The organism is Citrobacter freundii complex sp. 2025EL-00176 (assembly GCF_053309355.1).
On the sequence record NZ_JBRYHT010000028.1, the window covers coordinates 1 to 13,357 of the forward strand.

Sequence of the window (13,357 nt, forward strand, 5' to 3'; positions counted from 1 at the left end):
ATGGCAGAAAGAACTGGCCGGTTCTCTCTGCACAGAAAGGATAATACAAGGCCTGATAAGCGCAGCGCCATCAGGCAGTTCGGCGCAAATTGCCGGATGGCGGCATAAATGCCTTATCCGGCCTACCGGACAGCGCCACCGGGCAACCTTTCATCTGTCCTCGTTAGTACTCACGCTCGTCGTCTTCATCCGGCTGTTCCAGCACGCTGTAAGCTACAGAGCAAAACAGTGAGTTCAGACGCTGCATATCGCCCAGCAGCGCCAGGTGCAGAGAACTGGTCTCAATGCTCTGCACGTTCTGCTGATGCAGACGATCCACGTGCGCATGCGAATAACGACGGTTAAGGATGCGGAAACGGTGCTTGCTGCGGCGCAGACGACGGGCGCTGGTCACGTCACCAGAGAAGAATACCGACATCGCCAGTTGCAGATTACTGAGCAATTGATCATACAGTGCATCGAGTTCTTTCAGCCCTTCTACAGAGAAGGCCCGACGCGCTGCCAGCGACTTGTCGGCAATCTCGCTGCCCATACGCTCGACAATATCCGAAGCCTGTTCAAGGTTGAGCGACATTTCGATAATCTCCGCCCAACGGCGTGATTCCTCTTCTGCCAGTTCATCCTTTGGCATCCGCGCCAGGTACAGTTTGATCGCGGTGTAGAGTACGTTGATATCGTCAGCCATCCTGCGCAACTCTTTCTCTTCACGCGGTTCACCGTGCATCACCTTCTTTAGCCCGTCCATCATCTGCTCCATCGCATCGCCAATACGCAGGGCTTCACGGGCGGCATTGGCCAGGGCCAGCGTCGGGGTATCCAACGCACTGATGTCCAGATGCTTAGGCTTCAGGTGGGCGTCGAGTTCCGGCTCATCACGGATAATACGTTTGCAAAAACGCGCCATCGGTTCGGCGAACGGCACCATCGCTATACAACGTACCAGGTTGTAGAAAACATGGAAATAAATAACCAGCTCCGATTTCGGCAGCGGCAGCTCATCCATCAGATTCGCCAACGGATGCACAAACGGCAGGATAATCAGACTCCCCACCAGCTTAAACAGCAGGCTGCCAAGCGCCACGCGACGGGCAGCAGCGTTCGCCGCGCTATTGTTGAGCATCGCCAGCAGGCCGGAGCCAAGGTTGGCACCAATCACCAGGCACAATGCGACAGGAAACGAGATAATGCTGGCAGCGGTCAGGGTTGCCGTCAGCAAAACCGCCGCCAGGCTGGAGTAACTGATAACCGCAAACATAGCGCCAATCAGCGCATCCAGCATAATATCGCCGGTCAGCGAGGCGAAAATAACCTGTACGCCGTTAGCCTGGGTTATCGGCGTGACCGCCTGCACAATCAGCTCCAGCGCCAGTAAAATCAACCCCAACCCAATACCAACCCGCCCTAGTTGCCCAACGCGAGACTGCTTACGTCCGAGAAAAAAGATCACGCCGATGAAAATCAGCAGTGGCGATAACCATGAGAGATCGAAGGTCAGGATACGCGCCATCAGCGCGGTCCCCACGTCGGCGCCGAGTACAATCACCAGCGCAGGGGTAAGCGCCACGAGATCCTGGGCGACAAACGAAGTGACCAGCATGGTGGTGGCGTTGCTGCTTTGCACCAGCGCGGTAACGCCGATACCCGCACAAAAGGCGAGCGGCTTCTTTTCAACGCTACGGCTGAGTACGGTACGCAAGCGCGCGCCAAAGACGCGCATCACGCCGGTACGCACAATATGTGTGCCCCAAACCAGCATAGAGACAGCAGAAAGCAGGTGTAACAGAGTTAGCACGGAATCAGGTTCTCCTTATCGTTATATGTTCCTGAGGTTCATCGCAATGACATCCCGCCTGATGGCGCTACGCTTATCAGGCCTACAAAAATGAGCCATCCGGCAAGCAGTGCCGATGAACGTTCTTTCAGTATAAGGGTTTAAACGTAAGAAAGAGACAGGGCACTCATTGAGCGCCCTGTTTGTTGTAAAGAAAGATGACAGTTTTGTGAATCAGTCAGCGTCGTAGCCCAAATTAGGCGCTAACCAACGTTCAACTTCCGCCACGCTCATGCCTTTACGGAAAGCATAATCTTCAACCTGATCGCGCTGAATTTGCGCCACGGCGTAATACTTGCTGTCAGGATGACTGAAATACCAGCCGGAAACCGAAGCGCCTGGCCACATGGCGAAGGATTCGGTGAGCTTCATCCCGGTATGCGCTTCGACATCCAGCAGTTCCCAGATAGTGGCCTTTTCAGTATGTTCCGGGCACGCCGGATAGCCCGGCGCCGGGCGAATACCCTGGTAGTTTTCGCGGATCAGTTCGTCGTTGCTCAAGTTTTCATTCGGCGCATAGCCCCAGTAAACCTTACGCACGCGCTCGTGCAGATACTCGGCAAAGGCTTCCGCCAGGCGGTCGGCAATCGCCTTCACCATGATCTTGTTGTAGTCGTCATGCTGGGCTTCGAAGGCGTCCGCCAGCGCATCCTCCTCCAGACCGCCGGTAACCGCGAAAGCACCGATGTAATCCGCTTTGCCGCTCAGTTTCGGCGCGACAAAGTCAGACAGGCAGTAGTTGGCGAAACCGACTTTTTCCGTCTGCTGGCGCAGGTGATGACTCACGTTGATAACGTGCGTACGCGTCTCGTCGCGGTAAATCTCAATGTCGTCACCCACACGGTTAGCCGGGAACAACCCCACCACGCCGCGCGGGTTCAGGGTCTTCTCAGCGCTGAGTTTATCCAGCATATCGTTGGCGTCTTTAAACAGGCGCTTCGCCTCTTCGCCTACCACTTCATCTTCGAGGATGCGCGGATACTTCCCGGCCAGCGACCAGGTCATAAAGAACGGCGTCCAGTCGATGTAATTGCGCAGCGTTTCGATGCTGGCCTCGACTTCTTGTACGCCCAGACGATGGGCCACCGGCGGCGTGTAGCTTTCCCAGTCGAAGGCCAGATCGTTATCACGTGCGGCCTGTAACGTTACCGGCGGGGTACGCGGTTTCTTACGCGCATGCTGGATGCGCACGGTTTCGTACTCTTTACGCGTACGAGCGACAAAGTCATCGCGCTGGGTGTCGGAGAGCAGCGCGGCAACGACCCCCACGGTACGCGAGGCGTTTTGCACGTAAACCGTCGGGCCGCTGTAGTTCTGCTCAATTTTCACCGCCGTGTGCGCTTTTGAGGTGGTCGCCCCGCCAATCAACAGCGGAATGGTAAAGCCCTGACGCTCCATCTCTTTCGCCACGTTGACCATTTCGTCCAGCGACGGGGTGATAAGTCCAGAAAGGCCGATCAGGTCGGCATTCACTTCACGCGCCGTTCTGAGGATTTTCTCTGCTGGCACCATCACGCCCAGATCGACGATTTCGTAGTTGTTACATTGCAGCACTACGCCCACGATGTTCTTGCCAATGTCGTGCACATCACCCTTCACGGTGGCGATGACCATCTTGCCGTTGCTGGAGCCTTTCTCTTTACTGGCTTCGATATACGGTTCGAGGTAGGCCACCGCCTGCTTCATCACGCGGGCGGATTTCACCACCTGCGGCAGGAACATTTTGCCCTCGCCAAACAGGTCGCCGACCACGTTCATGCCGTCCATCAGCGGCCCTTCAATAACCTCAATCGGACGCGCAGCCTGCTGACGCGCTTCTTCGGTATCCAGCTCAATAAACTCGGTAATGCCTTTCACCAGCGAGTATTCAAGGCGCTTTTTCACCTCCCAACTACGCCATTCCGCCATTTGGGCGTTCGCGGTGTCGTCGGTTTTGCTGCCACGATATTTCTCCGCCAGCTCCAGCAGACGCTCAGTGCCGTCGTCACGACGGTTAAGGATCACATCTTCAACCGCATCACGCAGTTCGGCAGGCAGGTCGTCATAAATCGCCAGCTGCCCGGCGTTGACGATACCCATGTCCATGCCGTTACGAATCGCGTAGTAGAGGAATACGGCGTGGATAGCTTCACGTACCGGGTCGTTGCCGCGGAACGAGAACGACACGTTGGAGACGCCGCCGGAGATCAGCGCATGCGGCAACTCGCGTTTAATGTCTTCACAGGCACCGATAAAGTCCTGCGCGTAATTGTTGTGCTCATCAATACCGGTCGCCACGGCGAAGATGTTCGGGTCGAAGATGATATCTTCCGGCGGGAAGCCGACTTCTTTGGTCAGAATGTTGTAGGCGCGGCGGCAAATCTCGATTTTACGCTCGCGAGTGTCGGCCTGGCCCTGCTCGTCAAAAGCCATCACCACCACCGCAGCGCCGTAGCGACGCAGCAGCTTCGCGTGATGGATAAAGGTCTCCACCCCCTCTTTCATCGAGATGGAGTTAACGATGCCTTTACCCTGGATGCACTTCAGTCCTTTTTCGATGACTTCCCATTTGGAGGAGTCGATCATAATCGGCACGCGGGCGATATCCGGCTCGCCGGCAATCAGGTTGAGGAAGCGCACCATCGCCGCTTCGGCGTCGAGCATCCCCTCGTCCATGTTGATATCGATAATCTGCGCGCCGCTTTCCACCTGCTGGCGGGCAACGTCGAGCGCTTCGTTGTATTTCTCTTCTTTGATCAGACGCTTAAACTTCGCCGAACCGGTGACGTTGGTACGTTCACCGACGTTAACAAACAGGCTATCGTCGCCAATGTTCAGTGGCTCCAGGCCAGACAGACGGCAGGCCACCGGGATTTCTGGCAACTTGCGCGGCGGTAAACCTTCTACCGCCCGGCTCATCGCAGCGATATGTTCCGGCGTGGTGCCGCAGCAGCCGCCAACCACGTTGAGGAAGCCCGCCTCGGCCCATTCGCGAATCTGCGTCGCCATGGTATCGGCGTCGAGATCGTATTCACCGAAGGCGTTCGGCAGCCCGGCGTTCGGGTGCGCGGTGACGTAGCATTCGGCAATGCGCGACAGTTCCTGTACGTACTGGCGCAGTTCGTCCGGGCCTAACGCACAGTTGAGGCCGAAAGTCAGCGCATCGGCGTGGCGCAAGGAGTTATAGAACGCTTCGGTAGTCTGGCCGGAAAGCGTACGCCCGGATGCGTCGGTAATGGTGCCGGAAAGCATAATCGGCAGCTCAACGCCCAGCGCTTCGAATTCGGTTTTTACCGCGAAAATAGCGGCTTTCGCGTTGAGGGTATCGAAGACGGTTTCAATCAGGATCAGGTCGCTGCCGCCTTCCACCAGCGCTTTGGTGGATTCGCGATAGGCAGCCACCAGTTGGTCAAAGGTAATGTTGCGGTAAGCCGGGTCGTTGACGTCGGGCGAGATGGAGGCCGTACGGTTAGTGGGGCCAAGCACGCCCGCGACATAGCGCGGTTTTTCCGGCGTGCGTGCCGTCCATTCATCTGCCGCCGCGCGCGCCAGTTTAGCTGCCGCAAAGTTGATTTCCGCCGACAGGGATTCCATCTGGTAATCCGCCATGGCGATTGTCGTGGAGTTAAAGGTGTTGGTTTCGATGATATCCGCGTCCGCCTCAAAGTAGGCGTTATGGATCGCGGCAATCACCTCCGGCTTGCTGAGCACCAGCAGGTCGTTGTTGCCCTTCAGGTCGCAGGGCCAGTCGGCGAAGCGCTCGCCGCGGAAATCCTCTTCGCTCAGACGATATCCCTGGATCATGGTGCCCATCCCGCCGTCCAGCACCAGAATACGTTCATTTAACTGCTGACGTAATTGTTCTACTTTGCTGCTCACACTCGCTCCCGACAACGCTCAACCAGACCGAAAAAAACTCAACAGGCCATACTGGCACAAACCTGAGAGGCGGAAAAGAGAACAACGGCCAACATGAGACATGTTCAGCTTCACTCATCCGATCAGTACAGGAATTCTTGCATTATAATCGAATAAAACGAAAATGATTTCCACGATACAGAAAAGGAGTCTGCCATGGTTGCCCCTGTCCCCGCTAAACGCGGTAGAAAACCCGCCGCTGCTACTACGCCTGCAACCGGGCAAGTTCAGTCTCTGACCCGAGGTCTGAAGCTTCTGGAGTGGATTGCGGAATCCAACGGCAGCGTGGCGCTAACCGAGCTGGCGCAGCAGGCCGGCTTACCCAACTCAACAACTCACCGTCTGTTGACTACCATGCAGCAGCAGGGTTTTGTCCGCCAGGTGGGCGAATTAGGCCACTGGGCCGTGGGCGCGCATGCATTTATCGTCGGCAGCAGCTTTTTGCAAAGCCGCAATCTGCTGGCGATAGTCCATCCGATTCTGCGCAAACTAATGGAAGACTCGGGTGAGACGGTAAACCTCGCCGTACTGGATCAAAGCGACCACCAGGCCATTATTATCGACCAGGTGCAGTGCACCCAGCTGATGCGCATGTCTGCGCCTATCGGCGGCAAGCTGCCGATGCACGCCTCCGGCGCGGGCAAGGCATTTTTATCTCAATTGAGTGAAGAACAGGTTACCGGCCTGCTACACCGCAAAGGGCTGCACGCTTACACCCACGCCACGCTGGTATCGCCGGTCCATCTGAAAGAGGATCTGGCGCAGACGCGTAAGCGCGGTTATTCCTTTGATGATGAAGAACACGCGCTGGGCCTGCGCTGCGTGGCGTCGTGCATTTATGATGAACACCGTGAGCCATTCGCCGCCATTTCCATTTCTGGGCCAATCTCACGCATTACTGATGACCGCGTGACCGAGTTTGGCGCGATGGCGATCAAAGCAGCGAAAGAAGTCACGCTGGCATACGGTGGTTTTAGATAAGCAAGGGTTGGGCTGATTTGTAGGCCTTTGCGCCGCCATCAGGCACGGCGTACATTGCCGGATGGCGGCGCAAAGGCCTTATCCGGCCTACGGTCGGTTTCATAACGTACGCTAAACCGCTGCCGACGACGGTAAGCGTAAACATCTTCCACATGACCTTCACGGATCCGCGTTTGCAGCCCTCGCCAGTAGTCGGCGCTGAACAGGTCGGCGTGCATCTCCTCAAACAGCGGCCCGATGCGCGGGTCGGCGCATAGCCAGTGACGAAACTCTTCCGGGAACACATCCCCCGGCGACACGCTGTACCACGGTTCAGCGCTCATCTCATCCTCCGGGTAGCGCGGCGGTGGGATATGGCGGAAATTCACCTCTGTCATATAGCAAATTTCATCGTAGTCGTAGAACACCACGCGCCCGTGGCGGGTCACGCCGAAGTTCTTAAACAGCATATCTCCCGGGAAAATATTGGCGGCGGCCAGCTGACGAATGGCGTTGCCGTACTCTTCTATCGCGTCGCGCAGTTGCTGGCCTTCGACCTGCTCCAGCCAGATATTCAGCGGCACCATGCGGCGTTCGATATACAGATGGCGAATAACAATCTGATCGCCGAGATCGGTAATTTTTTCCGGCGCTTCCTGTAGTAGCAGCGCCATCAGCGCCGGGTCAATTTGCCGTTTATCCAGCACAAAGTTTTCAAACTCCTGCGTATCGGCCATACGCCCGACGCGGTCGTGCTCTTTCACCAGCTGGTAGCAGGCGCGGACGTGCGCGGCGGACATCTCCTTTTGCGGCGCAAATTTGTCTTTGATGATTTTAAACACCCGGTCGAAGCCCGGTAGGGTAAACACCAGCATCACCATGCCGCGGATCCCCGGCGCTTCGATAAATTGCTCATCGCAATCAGCGAGATACAGCAGATATTCGCGGTAGCTTTCGGTCTTCGCGTGTTTCTGACAGCCAATCGCCATATACAATTCGGCGGTGGTTTTACCGGGCAGGATCTCGCGTAGCCACTCCACTAACGCCGCAGGCAGCGGCGCGTAAACCATAAAGTAGGAGCGGGCAAAGCCAAACACAATGCTCGCTTCCGCCGTCGTGGTCAGACAGGTATCGACAAACAGTTCGCCTTCGTCAGTGCGGTGGATTGGCAATAAAAACGGCAGCGTCCCGGAAGGGGTAATCAGCTTACCGACCAGCCAGGCGGCCTTATTGCGATAAAACAGTTCGTTCGCCACCTGTAAATGGCAGCGCTGCAACATATCCGCACCCAGGGTTTCGGTCAGGTGTTCGATGATGTAGTGGATATCACGATGTTTGTTCTGCCACGGTAGACGCAAAGGCAGATCGCTGAGGACGCGGGTGAGCAGCCATTCCCAACCAGTGTCAGGAAAAAAGTCTTTCGCCAGCGGGCGTGGGATCGTGCGAAAACGGCGCTCTGGCTGAGAACTAAAAATAAATAGCCGCTCGGGAGTCAGCGAGCGGTGGTCAAATAACCGGCAGTAAACGGAGTTAAAGAAGCTCTCCGCAATCTCGAAGCGCGGATAATCCGGCAAGAGCCGGGTGTAATGATCTTTCACGCGGAGCAAAAAATCCGCGTCGGTACTTTTGCCGTCAGTAATGCAGCGCAACTGTTCCACCACCAGACCCACATGATGATCGTAAAGGTGAATACGGCTTTTCATCGCCTGCTGAACCGCATGCCAGTCGGCATGTTCAAAACGCTGCTGCGCGCCGGAGGTGACTTCCAGAAAACGCCCGTACTGGGCGTCAAAGCCTTGCAAAATAGTCTGAGCAATCAGTAATTCCAGGCCACGCGTCATCTTTTGCCCTCAACAGTTGTCGGATGGCGGTGCAAGCACCTTATCCGACCTACGATCCCCTGTAGGTCAGATAAGGCGGTTGCCGCCATCCGGCATTGATCAGAACTGCGATTCTTCGGTGGAACCCGTTAACGCGGTAACGGAAGAGGCGCCGCCCTGAATGATGGTGGTAACTTTATCGAAGTACCCGGTACCCACTTCCTGCTGGTGGGACACGAAGGTGTAACCGTCTTTTGCCGCCGCAAATTCTGGCTGCTGAACCTTCTCAACATAGTGGCGCATGCCTTCACCCTGCGCATAGGAGTGCGCGAGGTCGAACATGTTGAACCACATGCTGTGAATACCCGCCAGGGTAATGAACTGGTATTTATAGCCCATATCTGACAGCTGTTGCTGGAAGCTGGCGATGGTTTTGTCATCCAGATTTTTCTGCCAGTTAAACGATGGCGAACAGTTGTAAGCCAGCAGTTTGCCTGGGAATTTCGCATGAATCGCATCGGCAAAGCGCTTCGCCAGTTCGAGGTCCGGTGTGGAAGTTTCACACCACACCAGATCCGCATACGGCGCGTAGGCCAGACCACGGCTGATCGCCTGCTCAATACCCGCGTGTGTACGGAAGAAGCCTTCGCAGGTACGCTCGCCAGTAATGAACTCGCTGTCGTAAGCATCGCAGTCAGAGGTAATCAAATCAGCTGCGTCAGCATCGGTACGCGCAATCACCAGCGTCGGCACGCCCATGACATCAGCAGCCAGACGGGCGGCCACCAGTTTCTGAATAGCTTCCTGAGTCGGCACCAGCACCTTGCCGCCCATGTGACCGCATTTTTTCACCGATGCGAGCTGATCTTCGAAGTGAACGGCCGCTGCACCGGCCTCAATCATCGATTTCATCAGTTCAAACGCGTTGAGTACGCCGCCAAAACCCGCTTCCGCGTCGGCAACGATCGGCAGGAAGTAATCTACGTAGCGCGGATCGTTAGGCTCAATACCGCTTGACCATTGGATCTGATCTGCACGACGGAAAGTGTTGTTGATCCGATCCACCACTGCCGGGACGGAGTTCGCCGGATACAGCGATTGGTCCGGATACATGCTGGAGGCCAGGTTCGCATCTGCTGCCACCTGCCAGCCAGAAAGGTAAACCGCTTCAATGCCAGCCTTCGCCTGTTGCAGCGCCTGGCCGCCGGTCAGCGCGCCGAGGCTGTTGATATACCCTTTCTTCGATTCGCCGTGCAGCAGACGCCACATTTTTGCCGCGCCAAGCTGCGCCAGCGTACATTCCGGGTTGACCGAGCCACGTAATTTCACCACGTCCTCCGCGCTATATGGACGGGTGATGCCTTCCCAGCGCGGTTGAGTCCATTCTTTCTGTAATTCTTCGATTTGTTGAGTACGGGTTTTCATGTGCAGATGCTCCATATTGTTATGTGGTGAGTTAAGCCAGCAGGCGGTAACCTGGCAGGGTCAAGAAATCGATCAGTTCATCAGAGGTAGTGATTTGCTCCATCAGGCGCGCAGCATCGTCAAAACGCCCGCTGCTGTAGCGGTGCTCGCCCAGTTCGTCCTGAATCACCAGCATCTCTTCAGCCAGCATCTGGCGGAACAGCGGTTTGGTCACCGGCTTGCCGTTGCTGAGCGTCTTCTGGTGGTGGATCCACTGCCAGATGGAGGTACGGGAGATTTCGGCGGTGGCCGCATCTTCCATCAAACCGTAAATCGGTACGCAGCCATTACCGGAGATCCACGCTTCGATATACTGCACCGCGACACGGATATTGGCGCGCATCCCCTCTTCGGTACGCTCACCTTCACAAGGTGCCAGCAGTTGCTCTGCGGTAATCGGCGCATCGTCATCACGGGTGATAAACAGTTGGTTTTTGTTTTCGCCCAGCACCTCATCGAAAATCGCCATCGCGGTATCAGCCAGGCCCGGATGAGCAACCCAGGTTCCATCGTGACCGTTATTGGCTTCCAGCGCTTTGTCCGCTTTTACCTTGGTCAGAACCTGATTGTTACGCTCGGCATCTTTACTGGGAATGAATGCAGCCATGCCGCCCATCGCGAACGCGCCGCGTTTATGACAGGTTTTAATCAACAGACGCGAGTAGGCGCTAAGGAACGGTTTATCCATCGTCACCACCTGGCGGTCCGGCAGGACGCGGTCCGGGTGATTCTTCAGCGTTTTGATATAGCTGAAGATGTAATCCCAACGGCCGCAGTTGAGGCCCACAATATGGTCACGCAGTGCATGGAGAATTTCGTCCATCTGGAACACGGCTGGCAACGTTTCAATCAGCAGAGTCGCTTTGATGGTGCCGCGCGGCAGATTAAAGCGGTCCTCTGCATAGCTGAACACTTCACTCCACCAGGCTGCTTCTTGCCAGGCCTGCGTTTTTGGCAGATAGAAATACGGGCCACTGCCTTTTGCCAGCAACGCTTTGTAGTTGTGGAAGAAGTAGAGAGCAAAATCGAACAGGCTGCCCGGGATGGCTTCGCCACGCCAGGTGACGTGTTTTTCCGGCAGATGCAGACCGCGCACACGACACACCAATAAAGCTGGATTGGGTTTGAGTTGATAAATTTTACCCGCTTCATTGGTATAGCTTATGGTGCCATTGACCGCATCGCGCAGGTTGGTCTGCCCGTCGATAACTTTGCTCCACTCAGGAGCCAGCGAATCTTCAAAATCAGCCATAAAGACTTTGACGTTTGCATTCAGCGCGTTGATGACCATCTTGCGCTCAACCGGTCCGGTAATCTCTACGCGGCGATCCAGTAAATCATCAGGAATACCGCGAATTTTCCAGTCACCCTCACGAATGGAAGCTGTTTCCGAAATAAAATCAGGCAACTTACCGTTATCAATATCCTGCTGCTGCTGGATCCGCGCAGCCAGAAGTTTATTCCGCTTAGGCGTAAATCTTGTCACCAGTTCAGTCAGAAACTCCACCGCTTCCCCGGTCAGAATTTGCTGTTCCTGTTCGCCACGCGGCCTGGTGAAGACCAGTTCATCGGTTGTCGTTGCCTGTTGATTCATTGCGTAGTTCCTCGTCATTGATCCAAACACATCCCCAATGCGAACGAAGGATCGTTGTGCGGTTTTCGTTCAGCACAACTAAGACTACTCATTTAAATTTCAAAATCAAAAACAATTTCCATTTTTAATTTAATTATCTATTAACCTATTGATAACAATATAAATAAAATTTAATTACACAGTGAGGTGCGTTTCGGAAATAAAAAAGGCACCCGAAGGTGCCTGATTCAACATGCTGAAACGCTTAAGGATCGTCTGCTACAGAAGATTAATCCAGCGTTGGATTCATGTGACGCAGATCATATGGCGTGATCTGGTAGACGTAATAGTTGAGCCAGTTGGTAAACAACAGATTGCCATGGCTACGCCAGGTTGCCCGCGGTTTGTTTTGCGGGTCATCTTTCGGGAAGTAGTTATAGGGTACTTCCGGGGATAAGCCCGCTTCAACGTCACGAAAATATTCGCTACCAAGCGTGTGCGGGTCATACTCCGGATGACCCGTCACAAAGGCAATACGTTTATCTTTGCTGGCGAACAGATAGGCATCGCCCTCTTCCGTTTCGGCAAAAATCTCGAGATCGGTATAGTCGCGGATAAGTGCGGCAGGGAAATCGGCATAGCGCGAATGAGGGGCCAAAAATGCGTCATCAAATCCGCGCGTCAGCAACGCATGAGGATGCAGAATATGATGCTCATAGACGCCGGAGAGTTTATCCGTGCGGGTTTGCTTGGGTATGCCATACAGGATATTCAATGCGGCCTGTACCGCCCAGCAGACAAACAGCGTCGAGGTAACGTGATCTTTTGCCCACTCAAGAACCTGTTTTATCTGTGGCCAGTAAGCCACGTCATTAAACTCAACCAGACCCAGCGGCGCCCCTGTAACGATCAGTCCATCAAAGTTCTGATCGCAGATATCCTCGAAATTACAGTAAAAGTTATTCAGATGCTCCGTTGGGGTGTTGCGTGACTCGCGAGCATCGATGCGCAATAGCTGAACATCTACCTGTAGCGGTGAGTTAGACAATAAACGCAGGAACTGGTTTTCCGTTTCAATCTTCTTCGGCATCAGGTTGAGGATAAGTACCTTCAGTGGACGAATTTCCTGACCGGAAGCGCGGGATGTCGTCATGACAAAGACATTTTCCTCACGCAAGAAATTGACGGCGGGTAGTTCGTCCTGCACGCGAATTGGCATAACCTGATAACCTCACTACATACGTTTAAACGTTTAGACATCCAGATAGCTGAAGATACCCAGGAATCAGCAAAATGTCGAGCCTGCATCCTCAAGTTGAGAAAGTTTCACGGTTCCTTGCTGTAGAATAGTGCAGTAAAGAAAAAAGGAGAATGCTATGACCCTTACCATTCGTCGTTCGCGTCAGGACGAAGGAGACAAGTTAGTTTCAATTTGGTGTCGTTCAGTGGATGCCACGCACCATTTCCTCTCTGCGGATTATCGGGTTGAACTGGAACAACTGGTACGTTCTTTTTTACCAGAAGCCCCTCTATGGGTTGCAGTGACAGAGCAGGATGAGCCAGTCGCCTTTATGCTCCTGACCGATCAGCATATAGATGCCCTGTTTGTCGATCCGGATGTGCGTGGTAGTGGCGTTGGTAAGCTGCTGATTGAACATGCTTTATCAATGAGTTCAACGCTAACAACCGACGTTAACGAACAGAATGAGCAAGCGGTTGGATTCTACAAGAAGATGGGATTCAGCGTGACGGGGCGTACAGAGGTGGACGATCTCGGGCGACCATACCCCTTGCTCAACCTCGTGCGCGGGT

General features: G+C 54.7%; 8 protein-coding genes. 2 read left to right on the forward strand and 6 right to left on the reverse strand.

Annotation, left to right across the window (positions count from 1 at the left end; all coding sequences use genetic code 11):
- Positions 1-163: 163 nt before the first annotated feature.
- Entirely contained in the window at positions 164-1,792 is a 1,629-nt protein-coding gene (locus ACVXHP_RS24085; protein WP_038636190.1) for a Na/Pi cotransporter family protein, read from the reverse strand.
- Positions 1,793-2,005: 213 nt separating this feature from the next.
- A complete protein-coding gene (metH, locus tag ACVXHP_RS24090; RefSeq protein ID WP_447572286.1) occupies positions 2,006-5,689 on the reverse strand; it encodes a methionine synthase in 3,684 nt (1,227 codons plus the stop codon).
- Between the two features lie 195 nt (positions 5,690-5,884).
- On the opposite strand from metH, the gene iclR reads away from it, so the two are divergent.
- A complete protein-coding gene (iclR, locus tag ACVXHP_RS24095; RefSeq protein WP_038636184.1) occupies positions 5,885-6,709 on the forward strand; it encodes a glyoxylate bypass operon transcriptional repressor IclR in 825 nt (274 codons plus the stop codon).
- 38 nt (positions 6,710-6,747) lie between these two features.
- Here the strand turns inward: iclR and aceK are convergent, their stop codons facing one another.
- The 4 genes from aceK to metA all read right to left on the reverse strand — a co-directional run bounded on the left by aceK (position 6,748) and on the right by metA (position 12,764).
- On the reverse strand, positions 6,748-8,529 hold the full coding sequence (aceK, locus tag ACVXHP_RS24100; protein ID WP_447572287.1) for a bifunctional isocitrate dehydrogenase kinase/phosphatase: 1,782 nt from the start codon (positions 8,527-8,529) through the stop codon (positions 6,748-6,750).
- A 99-nt stretch (positions 8,530-8,628) separates the two neighbouring features.
- Positions 8,629-9,933, reverse strand: a complete 1,305-nt coding sequence (aceA, locus tag ACVXHP_RS24105; protein WP_042313073.1) for an isocitrate lyase — start codon at positions 9,931-9,933, stop codon at positions 8,629-8,631.
- Between the two features lie 31 nt (positions 9,934-9,964).
- Positions 9,965-11,566, reverse strand: a complete 1,602-nt coding sequence (aceB, locus tag ACVXHP_RS24110) for a malate synthase A (protein ID WP_447572288.1) — start codon at positions 11,564-11,566, stop codon at positions 9,965-9,967.
- A 268-nt stretch (positions 11,567-11,834) separates the two neighbouring features.
- Positions 11,835-12,764, reverse strand: coding sequence for a homoserine O-acetyltransferase MetA (gene metA, locus ACVXHP_RS24115; protein WP_200009359.1), 930 nt, complete (start codon positions 12,762-12,764; stop codon positions 11,835-11,837).
- A gap of 157 nt (positions 12,765-12,921) precedes the next feature.
- Here metA and ACVXHP_RS24120 point away from each other — a divergent pair.
- Positions 12,922-13,357: acetyltransferase (locus ACVXHP_RS24120; protein WP_316129303.1), on the forward strand; the 436-nt coding region annotated here is incomplete at its 3' end.

What these genes read in the sequence shown, in the direction of transcription:
- iclR (WP_038636184.1), top strand. Translation starts at nt 5,885, where the DNA reads ATGGTTGCCCCTGTCCCCGCTAAACGCGGTAGAAAACCCGCCGCTGCT.
- aceK (WP_447572287.1), bottom strand. Translation starts at nt 8,529, where the DNA reads ATGACGCGTGGCCTGGAATTACTGATTGCTCAGACTATTTTGCAAGGC.
- aceA (WP_042313073.1), bottom strand. Translation starts at nt 9,933, where the DNA reads ATGAAAACCCGTACTCAACAAATCGAAGAATTACAGAAAGAATGGACT.
- aceB (WP_447572288.1), bottom strand. Translation starts at nt 11,566, where the DNA reads ATGAATCAACAGGCAACGACAACCGATGAACTGGTCTTCACCAGGCCG.
- metA (WP_200009359.1), bottom strand. Translation starts at nt 12,764, where the DNA reads ATGCCAATTCGCGTGCAGGACGAACTACCCGCCGTCAATTTCTTGCGT.